16 protein-coding genes and 1 pseudogene are annotated in these 18,932 nt (G+C 70.5%); 13 read left to right on the forward strand and 4 right to left on the reverse strand.

Translation table 11 applies throughout. The features are described from left to right. Positions 1-54: 54 nt before the first annotated feature. Both IE98_RS45065 and IE98_RS0126095 read right to left on the reverse strand, forming a co-directional pair. Positions 55-582, reverse strand: coding sequence for a hypothetical protein (locus IE98_RS45065; protein ID WP_030272957.1), 528 nt, complete (start codon positions 580-582; stop codon positions 55-57). Further along, a complete protein-coding gene (locus IE98_RS0126095; RefSeq protein ID WP_030272959.1) occupies positions 579-3,050 on the reverse strand; it encodes a hypothetical protein in 2,472 nt (823 codons plus the stop codon). The genes IE98_RS45065 and IE98_RS0126095 overlap by 4 nt, the downstream gene beginning before the upstream one ends. Positions 3,051-3,295: 245 nt before the next feature. Here IE98_RS0126095 and IE98_RS0126100 point away from each other — a divergent pair, with 245 nt between their 5' ends. Further along, positions 3,296-3,823 carry a hypothetical protein gene (locus IE98_RS0126100; protein ID WP_030272961.1) on the forward strand — a complete coding sequence of 176 codons (528 nt, stop codon included), beginning with the start codon at positions 3,296-3,298 and terminating at the stop codon, positions 3,821-3,823. Between the two features lie 1,202 nt (positions 3,824-5,025). Here the strand turns inward: IE98_RS0126100 and IE98_RS0126105 are convergent. Then, the gene (locus IE98_RS0126105; protein ID WP_030272963.1) at positions 5,026-6,258 is read right to left on the reverse strand and encodes a tetratricopeptide repeat protein; all 1,233 of its coding nucleotides are present in this window, start codon (positions 6,256-6,258) and stop codon (positions 5,026-5,028) included. Between the two features lie 180 nt (positions 6,259-6,438). Further along, on the reverse strand, positions 6,439-7,299 hold the full coding sequence (locus IE98_RS0126110) for a GntR family transcriptional regulator (protein WP_078661312.1): 861 nt from the start codon (positions 7,297-7,299) through the stop codon (positions 6,439-6,441). 239 nt (positions 7,300-7,538) lie between these two features. Between IE98_RS0126110 and IE98_RS0126115 the strand changes: the two genes are divergently transcribed. The 12 genes and pseudogenes from IE98_RS0126115 to IE98_RS0126175 all read left to right on the forward strand — a co-directional run bounded on the left by IE98_RS0126115 (position 7,539) and on the right by IE98_RS0126175 (position 18,784). After that, positions 7,539-7,922, forward strand: a complete 384-nt coding sequence (locus IE98_RS0126115) for a hypothetical protein (RefSeq protein WP_030272966.1) — start codon at positions 7,539-7,541, stop codon at positions 7,920-7,922. After that, complete coding sequence (locus IE98_RS52030) at positions 7,919-8,041, forward strand: hypothetical protein (RefSeq protein WP_267882364.1); 123 nt, start codon at positions 7,919-7,921, stop codon at positions 8,039-8,041. Before IE98_RS0126115 ends, IE98_RS52030 begins: the two co-directional genes overlap by 4 nt. 471 nt (positions 8,042-8,512) lie before the next feature. Beyond that, positions 8,513-9,412 (forward strand): hypothetical protein, encoded by a 900-nt coding sequence (locus tag IE98_RS45070; RefSeq protein ID WP_159401064.1) that lies wholly within the window; start codon positions 8,513-8,515, stop codon positions 9,410-9,412. A gap of 182 nt (positions 9,413-9,594) precedes the next feature. After that, positions 9,595-10,050, forward strand: a complete 456-nt coding sequence (locus IE98_RS48305) for a hypothetical protein (RefSeq protein ID WP_159401065.1) — start codon at positions 9,595-9,597, stop codon at positions 10,048-10,050. 90 nt (positions 10,051-10,140) lie between these two features. Then, positions 10,141-10,344, forward strand: a pseudogene (locus tag IE98_RS43105) (WhiB family transcriptional regulator). 126 nt (positions 10,345-10,470) lie between these two features. Next, entirely contained in the window at positions 10,471-12,213 is a 1,743-nt protein-coding gene (locus IE98_RS52305; protein WP_052390986.1) for a DUF2637 domain-containing protein, read from the forward strand. Between the two features lie 209 nt (positions 12,214-12,422). Then, positions 12,423-12,887, forward strand: a complete 465-nt coding sequence (locus tag IE98_RS0126150) for a hypothetical protein (protein ID WP_030272974.1) — start codon at positions 12,423-12,425, stop codon at positions 12,885-12,887. An 86-nt stretch (positions 12,888-12,973) separates the two neighbouring features. Next, positions 12,974-13,195 (forward strand): hypothetical protein, encoded by a 222-nt coding sequence (locus IE98_RS0126155; RefSeq protein ID WP_159401066.1) that lies wholly within the window; start codon positions 12,974-12,976, stop codon positions 13,193-13,195. 127 nt (positions 13,196-13,322) lie between these two features. Beyond that, entirely contained in the window at positions 13,323-15,680 is a 2,358-nt protein-coding gene (locus IE98_RS0126160; RefSeq protein WP_159401067.1) for a hypothetical protein, read from the forward strand. Between the two features lie 17 nt (positions 15,681-15,697). Continuing rightward, a complete protein-coding gene (locus tag IE98_RS0126165) occupies positions 15,698-16,186 on the forward strand; it encodes a hypothetical protein (RefSeq protein ID WP_052390987.1) in 489 nt (162 codons plus the stop codon). Between the two features lie 97 nt (positions 16,187-16,283). Beyond that, the gene (locus tag IE98_RS0126170; RefSeq protein ID WP_030272983.1) at positions 16,284-18,407 is read left to right on the forward strand and encodes a hypothetical protein; all 2,124 of its coding nucleotides are present in this window, start codon (positions 16,284-16,286) and stop codon (positions 18,405-18,407) included. 188 nt (positions 18,408-18,595) lie between these two features. After that, on the forward strand, positions 18,596-18,784 hold the full coding sequence (locus IE98_RS0126175; RefSeq protein ID WP_159401068.1) for a hypothetical protein: 189 nt from the start codon (positions 18,596-18,598) through the stop codon (positions 18,782-18,784). Positions 18,785-18,932: the final 148 nt, after the last annotated feature.

An 18,932-nucleotide genomic window follows, 5' to 3' on the forward strand; every position in this document is an offset into this window, starting at 1 on the left:
GATGGGCGACAGCGGTTGAGGGGACAGCTTGGCGGAGCGGCCGAGCGTAGGGATCTAGCCGCGCGTCGTGCTTCTGCCCTGCTGCAGACGCTCGTCCAGGCGGGACTGGCGGTGATGGGCGCTGGTGCGGCTGGCCCGGATGGTGCGACGGATCGCGGCGGCTGTCGCCGCGATGTGCTCGCTGGACGCGGCCGGCCCGGTGGCGGGCAGGGCGTCGGTGTCGATGTGCCGCTGACGGCATTGGGGGCAGCCTCGGTCGGCGTCGAGGTGCCAGCCGTCCTCGCAGCGCGCAATGCTGCAGGGCGGTGCGGCAACCAGGGCGAGCGCGATCTCGTCGGCGCGCTCGGCGATGTCGCCCGCGGGTAGGTGGCTGTACGTGGACCACCACCGCCGCTCGATCCTCTCCCGAAGCTCGGCGGGGGAGCGGTGGCCCTCGTGGAGCTGCCGGAGGATGCTCTCTCGCATAGCCTGTGGGATCCCGCCGTGCTGACCCAGGACCGCCAGCAGCACCGACGGGTAGGCGCCGGCGACCCACACCGCAGGGTACTGGCCCTGCGGACCGGCCTGATGGTTGGCGGTCATACGCAACTCCCTTCGACCTCCGCGACCGATGCAGTCCCACCGTTCTGCCCACGGCCCTCGAGCGCGCGGTCTCGCCCGGGCTGAGCGACTGCGACGGTCCGAGCGCCCATCTTGACCCGCAGGTCCGACACCCGGGCCAGCCGCTGCTGCAGCAGCCACTCAGCCGCCCGACCCCGCGCCTGCTCCGCCCGGCGCACTGCGGTCTCCTCAGCCTCCTCCGTACTCGTGTACCGGTGCCGCGCCCGCATCACCGCGTCATACGCGGCCTCGGCCTCCAGCACCGCAGCCTCGGAGGCGGCGAAGCGGTCGAGCGCCTCCTGCCGGAACTCGTCCACGGCATGCTGCATCGTCAACAGCACCACCCCGCGGGCGATCACGCCGTCCTGGTCCTCCAGACCGGTACGGGCGTGGTCCCGACGCTCCTGCAGCTCGCCGCGGACCGCCTGCCACACCTCCCGGAACGAGGTTCGAGAACTCAGGTCGGCCCGGGCCGCCAGCCGCAGGTCGATGGCCGCGTGGACACTCGAGGCGACGTCCCACTTCCACGCGCACCGCACGCACAGCCCCTCCGCCTGCTCCACCCCGCAGTCTGCACACGGCACCGCCAGCCGGGCGCGCTCGGCCTCCGCTGCCCGCGCCTCCCGCTCCGGCCGCTGCTGCTCCCAGCGTTCCCGGGCCGCGGCCTCTCGGCGGACGCGGTCGGCCTGAGCCTCGGCACGGGCCATGGCGTGGCTTTGCAGGCCCTCCCCGATGGCCTGCTGCCGCTCTTCGAACGACAGGTCGGGCGTCCGCTCGACAATCTGGCGGATCAGAGCCTGCCGGGTGGAGCGGCGATCCTCGACCCGCAGGTCACAGGTGATGCAGTCGGCCCCAGTGTCCAGGCGGACGCTGTTGTCGCAGGCCTGCGCCGAGCACTGTCGCTCCTGCGGCAGACCACGCGTCAGAAGCCACCCGACCGGGTCCGAGACGTACGGGTTGCCCTGGTGCCGCTGACGCTCAAGCCGGTAGGACAGCCGGTCGGCCAGCGCTTCGGGGGCATCATCGAAGCCGGTCCATCGAGCGACGCCGTCCAAGGCCGCACGGACGTGCTTGAGCACGAAACGCCTCGTAGACGAGTTCTCCAACCGCGACCAGACCTCCTCGACGGGGGCGAGGGCACGGGCGAGGTAGGCGTCCCGGGGCAGGCGGACGGGCGGCGTCCGGCGGACTTGGTTGATTGCCTGCTGGGGGTGCTGACTGGGAGTGGGGGTGTGCTGTTCCCCGCGAAGCGGGCCGTCCCCGGCCCCGACGAGCCGCAGCCCGGGCAGACCGAAGTCGGGCACCTCCTCGCGCGTGCCCCCGCGCCACCGCTGACGGTGGGTCACCCCAACGGCGCGAGCGCCGGAAAAGCCATCCACAACGTCAGCAAGACCACCAGGAGTAACCACAAGAGCGTGGGGAGTGTGGAACTCGGCACTCGTCGAACCCGCCGCCGGCGGCTCATCCCTCGGCGTTTCCGCAGGTCCAAGGCATGCCGGCGCCCCATCCACGCGCTCCATGCTTTCAAGATCTCCTTCGGTACTCACCGACGGCAACGAGAAAGCCTTCCTGGCTTCCTCGCCAGCCTCCGCGTCCGGGCACGCTGGAGCAGCCGCCGGCGACGTTGCCTGTGACGTTTCGACCCTCGGGCTCTCCGGCCTGGCCGCTGGAAGTGCGACGGCCGGCTTCTTCTTGGGGCGCACCGCCGCGAAGCTCTCGGCCACCGGCACCAGCGTCACCCTGCCCGTCGGCACACCGTCCTCTCCCCGCTCCACGTGGGCCGCCCCATAGCCCTCCAGACGGGCCAGCACCCGGTCGGCGGCCACGGGCGTGAGCGGCTTCGCACCACCATGCAGCAGCAGCGCGAGGGTGGCCGCACCACGACCGAGCTCCGGCACCTTCAGCGAGCCGGAGCACAGCTTCAGCCGGCCGTTCTCCCGGCACGACAGCACCAGCAACAGCAGCGCAAGCCGGTCGGTCGCCGCACCGTGCCGCTGCTCCCGCTCGCGCAGGGCGAGCACGCCGGGCGGGGTCGGCGCCTTGTCCTTTGGCGCCCAGCCCGGGCCGAACAGAGCCTCGCACAGCCGCATCAGCGTGGTCAGTTCTGCGCGGGTGAGGGCGAGCGGGTGCCGGATGTCGCGGGTTCGCCGGACGCGCGCCACCGGCTCCAGTCGGAGGTCGAGGGCGATCGGCTCGCCGTTCTCGTTGGTGACCACCAGGGTTCGCAGGGCACCCCGGACACGCAGCGGCGGGAGGACCTTGTGGCTGACCATGGAGATGCTCACGCCGAGCCAGCGGGCGAGCTCTCCGGACCAGAGCACCGTCGAACCGGTCTCCACCGCGCCCTTCGCGTAGACCACCACGGCTGCCAGGCGTGCAGCATCCGGCAGCCCGGCGACCGACTCGTCCGCCAGGAGCGCATGCACCGCCGCCTGCAGGCGCAGCCGCATCGGCTCGCCCAGCAGCAGTGGCTCCGGCGAGATGGCCTGGTTCGGGACAGCACGAAGCCACCGGCGACCACGCCCCGGCCGGGGCTCGGCCGAGCGCGGACCTGGCACCGGTCCGAGGAACATCCGGTGGGAACGCGGTGCCGGGTACTGGGCAGCAGACGCGACCATCACAGGACCTCCCCAAGGACCGAACGACCCGCGGGGGGCATGGGGAACCTGCCAATACGCTGCTCGTTTTGACATGCATGGCAGCCAAGAAGAACCACGCCGAGCGTCGCGCCCGCGAAGCCGCGCGCCGCACAGCCGCAACCGCGCGCATTGGCCCCCGTCCCGTGATGGCGCCCCGCCCGCAAACCCTGCACGCCCTCAACCCGCCGGGGCTGTACTACAAGGAGTGGCACACCCCCAAGGGCACGGACGAGGAGGTGATGAGCAAGGTCACCGAGGCATACGGAGCCGACTCCGACGAAGCCACCACCATGCGCCTCATGCTGGAGTACCGAACGATCTACGGACCGCGCGTCCCCTTCGCTGCTGCCGGGCACCTCGACGTGATCCTGCGAGACACCGACCTGGTGGCCGGGCTGCGCGAGTACGTCGGATCCGCGCCGGATGAGGTCCGTGCATCGCTGCACTCCCTGCACTCTCAGGGCCTGCTTCTTGTCGCTGACGACGGATCCCTGTGGGTGACCGTCCCGCCCGGTACCCCCCAAGCCACACCAGGAGGTCAATGGACCTTCCTGGGCCAGAAGGCGCCGGCCCCCGTGGACTGACCGACGCGCATCAGCGGAAGCACGCCACTGACAGCTACGGCTGTCAGTGAGTGCTGCCGACATCAGTCGCGAAACCGACTCCCGGGACACCTGCGGGTGCTCGCCCAGCAGAAATGCCCCCGGCGGCACCCCCTGATTCGGGACAGCACGAAGCCACCGACGGCCGCGCGTCGACCCTGGCTCGGCAGAACGCCGGCCTGGCAGTGTCACCGCGGTCGCGTTCACCGGCCGCCCCTCGAGGACGCCTGCGACACAACACGCCCTGCTCGTACCGCAGTAACGGCCGGAATCAGGTGGTTTCGACGGCGTGTGGGCACGCCGGAGTGGATTTGGGCAGCACGATGCTGCATCATGACCTTGCTCTCCTGCTTACGTGGGAAGGCGCGCGAAGGCCCCTCACCGGGCTGGAAGCGGTTCTGGCGAACCGAAAGAAAGAGCGAGGCGACAGGCCCCTGGCAGGGCGGTCCCTCACGAGGACGATCTGGGCGCAAGACCGGGCTGCGAATCCGGTTGAGCTCCCGGGCGGCGCTACTGCAAGACCTCCCCTGCGAAAGGAGGACGAGCGGAAGGGGCGCCGCCCCAGAAGGCCTAGGTCATCCCCACCCCCGCACGCCGACCGCCTGAGGCAGCCACGGCGGACACCACGCTCCTGAAGACGCGGAGCGCAGCGGAGCCCGATCGGATCAAGCCCTCAACACGGGCGACACGCGAACGGGCGAACCCCACCCGGCGGAAACCGCCGCTGGGCAGGGAAATCTCGGACCACGGACCCACCACGGCCGGGCGCGTCACAACGCCGCGCGACATCGACCAGGCGCTATTGCGCAGCCGGGCCGTCCAACGGGTACGCTGAACCACAGCGCACACCTCCTTTGCCTTAAAGGTGTACTGCTATCGAGCCAGTCGAGCCGCCTTCACACAGCTCCTGGCTCACCGGCCCCGGGCAACCGAGTCCGGCGGGATCTTCCACCCGCCGCGGTTGCGGCGGGGCCGTTAATTTTTCACGACCCTCACCGTCCGGCGGGGCTTCCACCTCCCGCCAGACCGTTACGGTCAGCACCTGATCCTAAACCCACAGCGGGCCCCTGAGGCCACGCCATTCAACACAGACAGCTGTGTGTCGGCACAGGCGCCGCAGATCACCGAGAGTACTCGGTCGAGCATCGAAGCGGGACCGTGGCGGGCTGAGCGACGACGTCGACTCATTGGCCACCACGCAGCTCGCGCAGGTGGTTGACGAACTCGACCGCATCCGTCGCGTGCCCGAAGCGGCTCTGGAGAACCTGCCCGAGGTCACCCGCAACCATGGCCAACGAGGGCAAGGACTGGCGGGTGCCCTGCAAGGCCTTCTCTCCGAAGGCGAGCGCGGTGTCCAGGTCTCCGTCGCGGGCGGCGACGACGCCAAGGGTGACGCGGGCCTCGGCGATCCGCATTGGGGCTCGTTCTTCCCCGTCGAAGTCGGTGCTGGCCCGGATCACCTCGGTGGCCAACTGTTCAGCGAGGCGGTCCTCGCCGACCTTGCGGTAGGCGTCCATTCGGTAGAAGTCGAACTTGGCGGGGTCCACGACGAAGTGGTTTTCGATGTTGACGGGGTAGGGGAGCCGCTCGAGCAGCTCTCGTCCCTTGCTCAAGGCGACCTCGGTCTGTTGACGGTCTCCCAGTCGGGCCCATGCCTTCGCCTGCTGTGCGTAGAGCTGAGCAGCAACAGACTCGTTCGGTGCCACCGCGATGCCGGCCTCGGCTGCCGCGATGACGCCGCGGAAGTCTCCACGGGTCAATGCAAACCAGGCCCGCATCTCATGGGCCCAGCCCTGAACACTGCGCTCACCGGCTTCCTCGCCGAGCATGAGAGCCGCCTGCCGGGTGGCCTCCGCGTGGCGCGGCTGGCCCGAGTCGTACTCCACGCAGCCAACCAAGAGCGACAACTTCCCAGCGAGCGCGATGAGCTCACGGTGCTGGGCGAGATTGACCCGTTGATGCTGGAGACCAACGACCCTGCTCAGCCAGGCACGGCCCTCCACCAGGAGCTGGTCGGCGGGCATGTAGGCGTATTCACAGCAGAGCCGGTCCGCGGTGATCCGGAGTGCGTCCAGGGTCGCGTTGTCGACATCACTCGACCGTAGACGGGCGATGATTTCGATGGTGTCCAGTCCGCTGACCTGCACTATCTCGGTACGCCCGTCTCGGCGGCCACGCTGAGGGAAGAACGCGCCCGTGGTGGTCCCGAAAGTCCGAGCGATCTCAGCCTTGTACTTCTTCGGTTCAACCTCCCCGGCCTCCCAGCGCTTCCACTGGCGCAGCAGGTCCTGCTCCGACATCTCGATATCCGGAGGAAGGCAGGCGATCATCACGCGAACCGCGTTGATCTGAGACCAGCCTCGGGCGGCCCTCTCTTCGATCATTCGGCGGGCCCAGCTGGGACGGTCGTCGGACATTCCAGGTCCTCCTAACGGCGTCGTGTGGGGCGAGTTTGGCACCAGGGAGCTGCGCTTCGGAGGTGACAGAAGCCGGTGACATCTCATTTGTCACCCCGTCATGTCACTTCCTGCAGTAGTCGTTTCGCGTCACGGTTGCCGAGCTTTGGATGTTGAACGACGTCAAGGGAGAACAGGGTGTTAGCCGTTGCCGGAGGCCGAGAGGACGTTGAGATCGCTGTAGATGATCTCGGTACGTTCGGCTGGCGCCACCAGCCTGCTCAACGCAACTCGGCGGCCGGCTTTGTCCACCAGCAGCCGCTCGATCTGCACCACGGGCTGGGCCGGCCCGAGACCCAGGGTCTCGGCCTCATCGTCGGCCGCGGGCCGGAAGCCGACACGTTCGCTGGCCGAGTTAACCAGTCCAGCCGCACCGAGTACCGCGAGGGCAGCTTCGGGGGAGGTGTCGTCGTCAAGGCCGACAGCATTGGCGACAGCGGCCGGGTACCAGCTGTGCTGAATCAGGATGACCTGGCCCTCAACATCGCCCTCACCATCCTCGGTTCGAGTGCAGTGGTGGAGTCGCTCCAGAACCTGGAGATCGTCCTCAGGCAAAGCCAACTTCACTGCCACGCCCGCCAGCGGTTCCCTGAACGTCTGGCTGATGAAGACCAGACGGCCGTCCCCGTCCAGGCCGAAGGGGCCGATCCCGCTACCTCCATGTCGAGTCAGGAGAATCTTGGACTGGCGCCGCGGAAGTACGACGTAGCCCTTGCCGGGAATGCCCTTGACGAGGCCTCGGCGGGTCAGCTCGTTGAAGGCCTCCCCGACTGTGGTCCTCGAACCTCGCCCCTCCGCGATCAGCTGCTTCACGCTCGGGAGAAGGGCACCTGCTGGGAGGCTGGCGCAGGTCCGGGCCAGATCTTTCGCGAGCTGCTCCCACTTCAGGGCCACTCCAGATCCCCCTTCCTTGTACTCGTTGTGGTCACGGTCGTACGCAGTAGTGAACCACATCTCAACCCATGCCGACACAGCAACTCTGAACGGCATCTGTGCCGACATAGAGTTGACTATGTCGCTGATGGTGTGTCATTGTTGTCCCGTCGCCGAGCGGAGCGGGTTCGCACCCCGAAAGCCGCTGGTGACAGACCAGATCGCTGTGTCGGGACTGGGGTTCGCACCTCCACAAAACGACACTGCGGGCCCAGGATTCGCACTCCTGGACCCGCAGCTGGTGCGGTTCGCGGCCGCACCCAGTGGCGATCGCCTCGACCTCAACGAACCTGAGGGAGTAACTCGCCGTGAGCATCATGCCGCAGGGCGCCCTGCCCGCCTGCACCGACCCCACGAACATCTCCTCGGCCCTCGCGCCGGCGCTGACGATGCGCAACTCGCCGACCGCCGGCCGGATCGCCCAGATCATCGCGGACGAGCCGGCCGCGGACGAGGTCGCCGAGGACCGCCTCGTCGACATCATCGAGCTCCTGGTCCTCGCGGTCGCCGTCGGGGCGTCCCGTATCGACCTGGGGGCCGTCCCGGCCAACGGCGCCGAGGTCATCGCCTCCGCCCTGGACACCGAGAGGGTCACCTACCTGGGCGACATCGCTACCATCACCGGCGCCACGCCCGTGGGAGAGCTCGCCGTGACGCTCCGGATCGAGCACGACGGGCAGGTAGCGGCATGAGCGCCGATGCAAGGCTCGACCTGCTGGTTGCAAAGGCGACCTCCGGCCTCGCTAAGGCCGCGGCCCGGGCCGCTCTCAAGGCACTGAAGGACGCGAAGCAGGCGGGGGGTTCGAAGTGATGACACCTCAGGAGCAGGCGCGCCAGCAGGCCGAAGAGGCACTGCGCCAGGCGCGCGCGGCGCAGGAACGCGTCGAGGCGGCGAAGGCCGCTGGCAGCAAGGGCTGAGCCCGGCACCATCAGCAGCAGTTCTGGCTTCTGCCTGTCCACCACGAACGACCTGGCGGGTTGGTCGTGGTGGACAGGGACCTGGCTAGGACCAGCTCTCCTGCACCTTCCGCTCGTGCGGCCCCTCGGGGCGGCGGCGCGGATGACGGCATCGCGCCGTCCCTCTCGGTACGTAGCTTTGCAGGCCTGGGTTGATAGCACCACCAAATCCCCAGGTCAGCCACGTTCTGTGGCCATGCAGCGCTGGTGCGCTGCCCACCCGCCAGGCCGCCGGGGACTACCGGCTGCCTGCCAGGTGGAGGGCGCACCACGGTGCGGCCCCAAGGGGCCTCTCACCTTCGTCTCTTCTGCTGAGGAGCCTTCGATGATCTCTTCTTCCAACACGCCGGTGGCCGCCGAGCGGCGGCGCCGGACCCGGACCAAGAACACCTCCAGCCTCCCGCCGGTCAAGCTCTCCACGCTGACGCCGAACCACTACGACCTTCACACCGGTTCCGAGCAGCTGGCGTGCCCGACCTGCGGCACCTGGTGCCCGATCACCGGCACGGGCGGCGCCCAACCGAAATTGGTGCCCCACCACACCCAGCGGGCCGGCTCCGGCGAGGCCATGCGGTGCAAGAGCTCGAACCGGCGGGTGCTGGTCGACGTGAGCGTGGACCGCTGGCGGGAGCTGCTGGCGGAAGCCACGGCGGAGGCCGCGTCACGCAGGCCGACGACGGTCCTGCGGAAGGTGTCGACACCGAAGCCCCCTGCACTCCACCAGCTCGGGTCCGAGGCGTCGGCGAAGGCGGCCGAGGGCCGCTACCTCGGTCACCGCGCCCGGTGCGCCGCGTGCCAGGCTTCCTGTGCGGACGGCCGACGCCTGGCCGAAGCGTGCAGGAGGAGCGAGTCGGGAGACGAGGCGGCCCTGGCGGCGGCCAAGGGCCGGTACGCCAGTCACACCGCCCGGTGCTCCGCGTGCTCCGGGTCCTGCCCGGACGGCCGGGCCCTGGCGCTGGCCTACGCCGCGGTCGGAACGAAGGAACGCCGGAAGACCCGCAACCGCGAGCTGCTCGCCGACGTCGCCGGCCCGGCGTGGGTGGCGGCACAGCAGAAGTCGCAGTCGCGGGACGCCGCGCAGGTCCGTGCCCAGCAGTGGCAGGGCGCGCAGGAGTCGGTCGAGCGTGCCGACCGGCTCCGTGCCGAGCCGCTGGCTGGTGCGCACGGCCCGATCCGTCCGCTGACCATGCCGCCAGGTACTCCGACCGAGCCGTACGACCGCTGATCGATCTGTGCCGCCGTCGGCCGCGCCCTGCAGCCGACGGCGGCCGGACCCGTAGTTGCCTGCCCCCCGACCAGACGGCCGCACGTTCAGCGGCGGCGCCCAACCGTTCTTCCCCACCCCCCTGCGCCCCGGACCTCGGCCCGGGGCGCAGCGGCGTCCACGACTTCCGGCCGGAGGCCACCATGAAGCACCGCGCCCGCATCGCTACTCCTGCCCGCCGCGCGTACTACGAGGCGGCCAGCACCCGCCGCTGGATTGCGCGAGTGATCGGCCCGCGCCGCGTCGGCGGCATCTACCGAGGCGCCTACGCCAGCGACATCCCCTACGAGGTCCTGGCGATCGACCCGGGACCGCGCGAGGGCTGGCCGACCTGGCAGATCACCGTCCGCACTCTCGGCGAGGACCGGATCCGCCGGCACTGCGCCGAGTGGGACCACGAGCGCGACGTCGTCATCAAGCAGCCCGAGGACGAGACCTTCGCCCAGGCCTGGGCGGCCTGGCAGCTGACCCACGACCCGGACCCGTGGACGCCGCGCGAGGCGGACAGCCCGGCCTGGCAGCACGTCCTCGACGAGATCGCCCACCCGGTGAGCACCGCCGCGTTCCGGCAGCTCGCCCACACCGCCCGGATCAGCTGACCGAGAGGAGCCCCACCATGCCCAAGATCATGCTCACCACCGCCGCCGAGACCGACTGGCGGATGCGCTCGGCGTGACGAGGACCCAGAGCTGCTCTTCCCGATCGGCAACACCGGCCCGGCCCTGCTGCAGATCGAGGAGGCCAAGGCCGTGTAGCGGTGCCCCGTGATGGACCAGTGCCTGACCTGGGCGATGGACACCGGCCAGGACGCCGGCGTCTGGGGCGGCATGAGCGAGGACGAGCGACGCGCAATGAAGCGCCGGGCCGCCCGCAAGCGCGCCAAGGCCAACTGACCTCCGATCAGCACATGACGAACAAGCCTGGCCCGGACGGGCCGGCTGAAGCCGGGTGACGTCCCGGCCCCAAGCGAGCGCCACAGAGGTGACCGCCCGCGCATTCCCCGGAGAGGAGCCGACGGCGTGACCGTCACCATGGAACAGGCGAGCGGCCAGGCCGAGCGCCGCCTTCCCATCCAGAAGATCACCACCAACGGACAGCCCACCCCACCCGCCGACCCGCACGACAGCGTGTACGGCCCCGACACCGTCCGGATCGAGAAGCCGGAGGAGAGCCAACTGCTGGCGGTCGTGGCCGGCGGTGCCCTGATCACGGGAGCCGTGGTGGCCGCGATCGGCTTCGCCGGCTCCTACGGAGCCCTGCGCGACCTGGCCTTGTCGAAGGGCTTCGGCCTCTTCTCCTACGCCTTCCCGATCGGCATCGACGCGGGCATCATCGCTCTCCAGTCGATCGACCTGTTCCTCGTTCACAAGGGGATCAAGTTCCCCCTGGTGCGCTGGCTGGCGATGGGCCTCACCCTGGCCACCATCGCCTTCAACGCGGCGGCCGCCGACGGGCCGGTCTTTCAGGACCCGGTCGGCGCCGCGATGCACGGCGTCATCCCCGTCCTCTACGTGGCGCTGGCCGAGGCGGGCCGGCACTACATCGGCCGCCGGGCCGCACTTTTGCACGGTCGTGCCGACCTCGGGGCGCCGCCGCTGAGCAACTGGCTCCTCGCTCCCATCAAGACGAGCCGGGCGGCGCGCCGGATGTCGCTGTGGAACATCCCGTACGCGGAGGTCGTGCAGCTGGGTCTGGACCTTGAGGTCTACGAGCAGCGCCTGGCCCAGGACCTCGGCCCCGACTGGAAGAAGGTGGCGACCCCGGACCAGCTGCTGCCCTTCAAGATGGCGAAGTCCGGCCTCAGCGTCGACAAGGCTCTGAGCCTTCCCTGGGAGGAGCAGCTGAAGGTCCTGGATCGGGAGGGACGGGCCGCCCTTCAGCAGGCGAAGGCGGAGGTTCAGAAGATCCAGGCGGACCTTCAGATCCGCGAGGCGCACCTTCAGGCCGAGGCCGACCAGACCCGGGCCGAGGGCCGCTTGAGGCTCGCGCGGATCGAGACCGAGGCCGAGATCGACAACGAGGTTCAAGGCCGGGAGGCGGAGCTTCAGAAGCGCGTGGCCGAGCGTCAAGCCGAGCTACAGCGCCTTCAGGACCAGGCCGAGGCCGACATCGCCGCGATCAAGGACGACACGGAGCACCGCCGGTTCCTGGCCGACCTGGAGCGCAAGAAGCAGCAGGCCAAGGCCATGGTCGACCAGAAGCGTCTGGAGCTTGAGACCGAGCAGCAGACCCGGCAGATCGACCTTGAAGCCGCGGCCCATGAGGCGCGGATGGCGGGGCTGGAGCGGCTGGCGGAGTCCGAGGAGCTGCTGGCCGCGAAGGCGCAGGAGGCGGAGGCGGCGAAGGCCGAGAAGCAGGCGGCTGAAGATCGGGCGCAGGCTGCTGAAGCTCTGCGGCGTGAGGCTGAAGCCGAGCGCCGGCGCGAGGAGGAGGCGGCCGAGACGGAGGCGCTGCGGGCCACGAAGGCGGAACTCGCGCAGCGCGCCGTTGAAGCGGAGGCTCGCGCGGTTGAAGTCCGGGCGAAGCTCAACGAGGCGGCTGCCCGCGAGCGGCTGACCCAGGCCGACTGGGACGTGCTGCGGATCATGTCGATGCTGGTGGACGCCGAGGACGAGACCGCCGTGACCAATGAAGTCATCGCAGGTCAGATGGGGTTCTCCACCGGCACTGCATCCACCCGCCGGGCCACCGCCCGCATGCACCTGGACGACGTCGACAGCCCCCTGCGGGCCCTGTTCGAGCAGACCCGTCGGGCGCTCTGACCTGCCACCCCCGGCCGCGTCGCGGCCGGTTCACCACTCGTCGGCTCCTCCTGGGGCCACCGGGGCACAGCGCCCCGGTGGCCGCCGAAGGCGCCGATCGCCGAGCACCACCGAACGACCCGGACATCCGGCCGGAGCCCGGGTCCCGACCGCCACAGCCAAGGCCACGAGCCCTTCCCCGGCCGCTGGCCCGTATCTCGGGAGGAACCATGACCGACGACGAGCGCCGCCTGGCCATGCGCGGCGTCGCGCGCGACCCCGTGTCGTTCGCCGCCTACCTGGCGGACATGCAGCAGCACCTGCGGGGCCTGCACGGCTCGCTGGAGCTGCTGCTGGAGGAGACCCGCGCCGAACTGCGCGCCACGCACGTGGCGGGCGACCGGCGCTACCACGCGCCGCTGCGGGTCTTGCCGGTCGAGCGCCGGCTGCGGGCCGCGATCAAGGACCTGGAGAGCGCGACCGAGGGTATCGGGCGGGCCGTCTACCGGCGCCGCGTCCACGACGACCTGGTGAAGTCGCTGCCCGCGCAGCGCGCGCTCAAGGCGCTGAACAAGGCGAACAAAAAGGCTCCGCAGAACCACCCGGTAAACGGAGCAAGTCCCGAGGTTCCTCCGGCTGGAAATTCCGGCTACAGTGGGCCCACGTCGATTTTTGACATGAAGCGGTCGGCATGACGTGGCCGCGGCCCCTGGTGGGCGTTGAGCGTACTGCGGCGAACGTGCAGGAATTTCGCCTCAAGGGCGAGTCCGAAGCCGTGAAAATGCGTGGAGAGAAAGGCGTCGCGGAGAACTGGCTCCGCACGACGCGATCCGAGATCGTCAAGCAGGAGCGGGCCGGGTTCGCCGACGCGAGACTCGGATTCGCGATGGTGTGTCGGCTCTTCCTGACCGCGATGCAGCGGCGGGCGGCCGGCGAGCCCAGGCTCTGGGACGACCTCCAGCGGTACGCGCAGGAGGTCACCGAGCAGTTCCCGCCCCAGTGACGACGCGTCACCGCGAGGCCCCGTCGGCAGTCCGGCGGGGCCTCGCGCGCGAAACGCGTGCACCCGTGCCCGCGTGCACGCGTGCACGAGGACCCCACGCTCTGTCAACCCCTGGAGGGAGTGAGTCGTGACCGACAACCCCGACGGCCGGGTGCTGCCCTTCCCGGGCACCAGCACGCCGACCATCCCGCGCCACGCGGACACCGCGCGCCGGCCCGAGCCGCCGCGCGAAGCGCCGGAAATCCCGGCCATCCCCCAGCCCGCACCCCCGGAGTCGTTTCTCCGGTCCGAGGGAATTCCCGCCCGGCCCTCCGTTCCTGAGGAGGAATCCGCCGGGGAAGCCGAATATGAGGAAAGCGGCGAATACGAGTACCGCGAAAGACTCTCCCTCGCCGAAATCATCTCCCAATACCTGCAGTCCGTCGTCGACCGCATCCGGGCGCAGAGTGACGAGGAAGCGCCCTATCGCGAAGCGATGGTCGCGGACAGAGTCGCCCGCCTGAATGCGCAGACCGAAAGGGAAACGAGCCTTCTGGCGCAGCAGAACAAGCTGCGCATGGCGGAGGTGGACGCGCGCGGTGCCCAGCTCGCCGGGCGGGGCAAGGGCGGCGAGTCGGGCAAGGGGCTCGGGAAGGGCTCGCAGCAGAGTCCGGCCGGGTCGGGTCGCAACGGCAGGCCCGGCGGCCTGGGCGGCGGCACCGGCGGCGGTGCGGGTGCCGGCGGGAAGTCGGGCGGCCCGCAGGGCAGCGGAACCGACCGTGGCAGTCGAACGAACGGGCCCGGCAGGGGCTCTGGCGGCCCGTCTGGCGGCCTGGGGGGTGGAAGCCGGGGCTCGGATCGCTCCGGGGCGCCGAACGGCCGCTCCGGTGCCGGTTCGGGCTCTGGTGGTTCCAAGGGCTCCGGGGGGCTGGGGGGCGGCGGCAACGCCCCCGCCAGTTCGGCCTCCGAACGTGCCCGGGCCCGCAACGAGCGCCGCGCCGCCCGGCAGGCCGCGGATCTGGGCGACCGCGCCAAGGACCGGGACCAGAAGCGGCAGAACCGGCAGCGGGAGGCCGACGACACGTTCGAGGAGCGCAAGCGGCGCCGCGATGAGAAGCGCGCCCGGCGGGAGAGCGGGGCCGACACCGGGGACACGACGGTCGTCGGCGCGATCCGCCGGAAGTTGAAGCGCAGCCGGGGCTCTGCTGAAGGCGACAACGGCTCGGCCGGGTCGGCTTCGAAGCCGGACAAGGCCGACTCGAAGGTCGGCGACCCGGCGTTGAAGGTTGGCGACAAGGCGTCGAAGGACGGCGCTGCCGACTCGAAGGCCGACGACCCGGCGTCGAAGGACCGGGCCCCGGAGGCTGGCAGCTGGATCAAGGGGTTCAAGGAGTTCCTCGAGCAGCGGGCCAAGCGGGACGCGGAGAACGACAAGGAGGACGACAAGGAGGACGAGAAGGACAGCAGGGGGCCGGAGGCCGACGGCTGGATCAGGGGCCTCAAGGACTTTCTCGACAAGCAGGCCGCCCAGGACGCGAAGGACGCTGACGCCGGCGAGGAGGAAGGAGGGGAGAAGGAGCCGGACGTCCAGGGCTGGCTCAAGGGCCTCAAGGACCTCGTCGACAAGCAGGCCACCGAGGAAGGCGAGGACGAGGACGGCAGCTGGATCAAGGGCCTCAAGGACTTCCTCGACAAGAACGTCGGCCAGGACGGCCAGGACGGCGCGGCCGCCGAGCCCCCGCCCGAGGACACCGAGGCCTCCTGGGTGTTCGGTGGATCGAGCACCTCGGACCCGTGGTCGCCGGAGTGGCTCGCCTTCCTGAAGAACCTGTACGACACCACCCCGCAGTGGAACCCGGACCCGGAGCCGGAGACCGTCACGTTCGGCCGGGCCGAACAGCCGGCACGTGAGGCCGAACCCGGCGACGACGGCATCGTCGACGCCGAGATCGTGCAGGACGAGGCCCCCGCCCCGCGCACCGGGCCGCTGCAGGCCCTCGGACCCGCGATCGAGCGGGAGCAGCGATTCAAGAGGCCGGGAACCACACGGCCGGACCCGAGCACGACGGAGCCGCCCATGACCCGCACCCCCGCCTCGCCCGCTGTCCCCGGACAGCGGATGGCCAAGCAGCACAGCACCAACATCACGATGGACGAGTACCTGGTCGCGATGGTGAACAGCGCCAGGAACTCGATCACCGACCACGAGTCGGTGACGGCGGCCGTGGAGACCTTGAACGCCCTGGCCATGCAGCTGCGGGAGATGTGCCAGGACCTGCTGGGCGACCACAACATCAGCCCCAAGGTGACCCGCCTGGTGGAGAGCCTGTCCAAGCTCGCCGACGAGTGCGCCGCGCAGGCCCGGATCCTTTCCGAGATGTCGCAGAAGGCGGCCGACGCGGCCGAGCTGGCGGCGCACTCCGTCGCCCAGGTCTACGGCGAGGACAAGGAGGCCATGAAGGACGGCGGCCTGGAGCAGGCGTCCGCGGCCGTCCACCACACCTAGAGACAAGGAGCAGCCCCGTGGAACCGCAGACCGGCAACCTGCCGGCCCCCGCCGCGAGCACCGAAGCGGCGGCCCCGGCCCCGTCACCGGCGGCGCCCGCTCGCCGTCGCCGCAGGACCCGCGTGCCGGTCCTGGCCGACGGCGAGCACGGCTACGGAGACGTCCAGCGCAAGCTCGACGAGGTCGCGAAGGCCATGTCCACCGCGACCAGGAACCTGACCCAGATCGACAAGAGGCTGCGTCAGACCGCGGTGGAGACCGGGAAGGTGGCCGACGACATCGCCCACGCCGACCTCGACACCGTGTTCGTCGAGCTGACCCAGGAGGTCGGCAAGGCGCAGCAGGAGGCGGCAAACGCCGCGCGCCGGGTGCTGGAAGCCGCGCGCGAGGCCAAGAACGCCGCGATCGCGGCGAAGCACGCCCACCGCCGGATGTACGGGGCGCTGGACCGCGTCCGGCGCGGCCGCCGGTACCGCACCCCCAAGCCGGGCTTCTTCTCCGGCTGACCCCTTCGTTCGCTTCCTCGCCCCGCCGGGGTGGGCCCCGCTGAGACGGCGGGGCCCACCCCGGACCTGTTCGCCCTGATGAAAGGAACCTCGCTCCGTGGGCGCCTCCGCTTCCGTGGTCCTCGAACGCACTCTCTACCTGGCGGCTGCGCCCTTCCTCGGAGTTGCCGCGAACCTCCCCGCCGGAAGCCCCGTCGCCGACACCGTCAACTGGACCGTGGGCACCGGTGCTACCGCCGCGGTCTGCGCGATCGCGGCCAACATCAGCAGTAAGGAGGCGGACAAGAACACGGGCCGCTGGTTGGCTCGGCTGTCGCCTGTGTTCCTGGCCGCCGCCGTCGACGTCGCCGCCCACAAGGTGCCGGGCGCCGGCTGGGACTGGGCGATGGCCGGCGGCTGGGCGCTGCTGTGCTGCACGGTGGCACCGCTCACCTACACATCGCGGCGCCACCGCCGCCGCGCGCTGGCCGCCGCGGCCGTGCCGGTGCCGCAGGCCCTGCCCGCCGCGCCGCGGCCGGCCGCCGCAGCGGTGCCCGATGACGGCGCCGACGACCTGACCCGCCAGGCGCGCAAGCTCTGGGAGCGGGCCGAGAACCCTTCCCGCACCCACGTGGTCGTTGCCAAGCCGCACCCGGGCAAGCCTCACGACCTGACGCTGCTCCTGCGCTCCAGCGAGCCGGGACGGCCGATCTCCGGATTGAAGGAGGCACACGTTGCCGCCGCGTTCGGCGTCCAGGAGGACGACGTCGTCTTCGTCGCGACCACCCGGATGGCCGGGCGGCAGAGCGGTCCGGGCTGGCTCGAGGCGCAGGTGATCCCGGACGAAAGGAAGCGCCGGCGGGAGCGCCCGACCCTGGCCGAGTGGTGGGAGGACGGGATCGGCAGGACTGCGATCCCCGGCTCCAAGCTGAACGACCGCATCCGCAACGACGAGCGGCAGGTGACCTACTGGACGGCGCGGCTGCCCCAGAGCGTGGGGGAGCCCCGCATCGACATGGTCGCCCTGTGCAAGGCCCTGGGCACCACCTACGACGCCGGCGAGGTGTTCGTTGTCGTCGACGGGAACGACCTGCTGGTGACGCACTGGGACGTCTCTCCGCTCGCGAAGATCTACCCGGCCACCGTCGAGCTCCTCAAGCCGGACGCCCAGGGCTGGTACACCACCGGGTTCCTGGCCAACGGCCAGCCGGCCCGCAACCGGGTGCACACCGACCGCGGCGCCGCGCACGGCCTGCTCGTCGCCCCCTCCGGCGGCGGCAAGACCCAGGTGATGGCACTTCAGGTGGCCGCGAACGCGCACTGGGGCGCCGTGGTGTGGCTGGTGACCGAGGCCCCCGACGAGAAGACCGCGGCTCTGGGCGTGCACTGCGACAAGTACGGGATCGGCGCGCTCTACATGGTGCGTGCGATGCGGGCGGCAGTCGCGCTGATGGACATCCGCGGCCGGATGCCGTGGGCCGACGGAAAGATCCACGACTGGGAGGCGGGGAAGCCCGGCTGCCCGTACCGGCCGCTCGCGGCCTTCTGGGACGAGTTCCTGTCCGCGGCGACCGGCGCCGAGTACGGCACCGAGATCATGGATCATTCCGTGACGCTCTCGGTGAAGGGCCGCAAGTACGGCATCGGGGAGACGCCGGCCGGGCAGAGCTGCTACGTGCAGGACGGTTTCCCGTCGCTGCTGCTGCAGAACCTCCGCGCGAACTGCATCCCGGTCGTCCTGGACCCGGGGCCGAAGAAGGTCACGGAGACGTTCAAGGCTCTGGCGGTCGCGGCCGACGACATCCCCGACCCGCTGCCGAGGTCGTTTGCCAAGGCTGAGGGTGGCCGGATCGAGCGGATCATGCAGGGCGAGGCCGAGCCTCCCGTCGACTCGAACACGGGCGGCGCCGGCTGGATCGTCCCGATCGCCAAGCCTGAGGTCCTGCGCACGCTCTACATGGACTTCGACCAGCCCATCGCCCCCTTGTTCCCCGACACGATTCACGGGCTCACCGCCCACGAGATCGAACAGCTGGAGCTACTGGGCCTGTGGTTCGACTGGACCCTGCCGCCGCAGCCGGGCGAGTTCGACGGCGAGGACGACGAGGACAACCTCGACGACTTCGACGACGAGCCCAAGCCCCGCACCAGCAAGGGGAGCAAGGGCCACGGCGGGATGGCCGACCGCAGCAACATCACCAACCCGAAGGACGCCTTGGCGGCCCTGCGCTCACTGAGGTGACCTCCGGCTGCAGGACCCGCCACCGTCGCGGCTCTCCGGCCGCCGACCAGGGCTGCTGAGCCCACCGGTCGGCGAGTCATTCCCTACTGACCCGGCCTCCGCTGCCACGCACCGGACCTGTCCGGCCGGGCTGCCCCGCGCACACCCCTCCAACCCGCCTGCATGTCACCGAGGAGTCCCCCGTGGTCGTGACCGCATCCCTTCTGGCCATCTCCGCCGCCGTCTCCGGCCTGCTGCTCTGGCGCAAGCAGGTGCGCGTCCCGGTGGCGATCCCGCTCGTGGGGTCCGGGTTCTTCCTGGCCCAGACCTCCATGGCCCCCGCCATCAGCGAGTTCCTCCGCAGCGTCGCATCCCTCGCTTCCGCCCTGGTCTCCTGAGCCGGCCAGCCGACCTGACTGGCCGTCCACACAGCCAGCTCCCACCGCTACGTCCTGCTCCCGGCCTCTCCGAGGACCGCCGGACCGACCACCAGCCCGACCAGTCGCTCCGGCGGCCCCAGAAGGCGCCCGGCGCCGCACACCAACC

This window comes from Streptomyces sp. NRRL B-24484 (genome assembly GCF_000717715.1).
Taxonomy (GTDB): domain Bacteria; phylum Actinomycetota; class Actinomycetes; order Streptomycetales; family Streptomycetaceae; genus Kitasatospora.

What these genes read in the sequence shown, in the direction of transcription:
- IE98_RS45065 (WP_030272957.1), bottom strand. Translation starts at nt 582, where the DNA reads ATGACCGCCAACCATCAGGCCGGTCCGCAGGGCCAGTACCCTGCGGTG.
- IE98_RS0126155 (WP_159401066.1), top strand. Translation starts at nt 12,974, where the DNA reads ATGCGTGGAGAGAAAGGCGTCGCGGAGAACTGGCTCCGCACGACGCGA.
- IE98_RS0126150 (WP_030272974.1), top strand. Translation starts at nt 12,423, where the DNA reads ATGACCGACGACGAGCGCCGCCTGGCCATGCGCGGCGTCGCGCGCGAC.
- IE98_RS0126110 (WP_078661312.1), bottom strand. Translation starts at nt 7,299, where the DNA reads ATGTCGGCACAGATGCCGTTCAGAGTTGCTGTGTCGGCATGGGTTGAG.
- IE98_RS0126105 (WP_030272963.1), bottom strand. Translation starts at nt 6,258, where the DNA reads ATGTCCGACGACCGTCCCAGCTGGGCCCGCCGAATGATCGAAGAGAGG.
- IE98_RS52030 (WP_267882364.1), top strand. Translation starts at nt 7,919, where the DNA reads ATGAGCGCCGATGCAAGGCTCGACCTGCTGGTTGCAAAGGCGACCTCC.
- IE98_RS48305 (WP_159401065.1), top strand. Translation starts at nt 9,595, where the DNA reads ATGAAGCACCGCGCCCGCATCGCTACTCCTGCCCGCCGCGCGTACTAC.
- IE98_RS45070 (WP_159401064.1), top strand. Translation starts at nt 8,513, where the DNA reads ATGATCTCTTCTTCCAACACGCCGGTGGCCGCCGAGCGGCGGCGCCGG.
- IE98_RS0126095 (WP_030272959.1), bottom strand. Translation starts at nt 3,050, where the DNA reads ATGCGGCTGCGCCTGCAGGCGGCGGTGCATGCGCTCCTGGCGGACGAG.
- IE98_RS0126100 (WP_030272961.1), top strand. Translation starts at nt 3,296, where the DNA reads ATGGCAGCCAAGAAGAACCACGCCGAGCGTCGCGCCCGCGAAGCCGCG.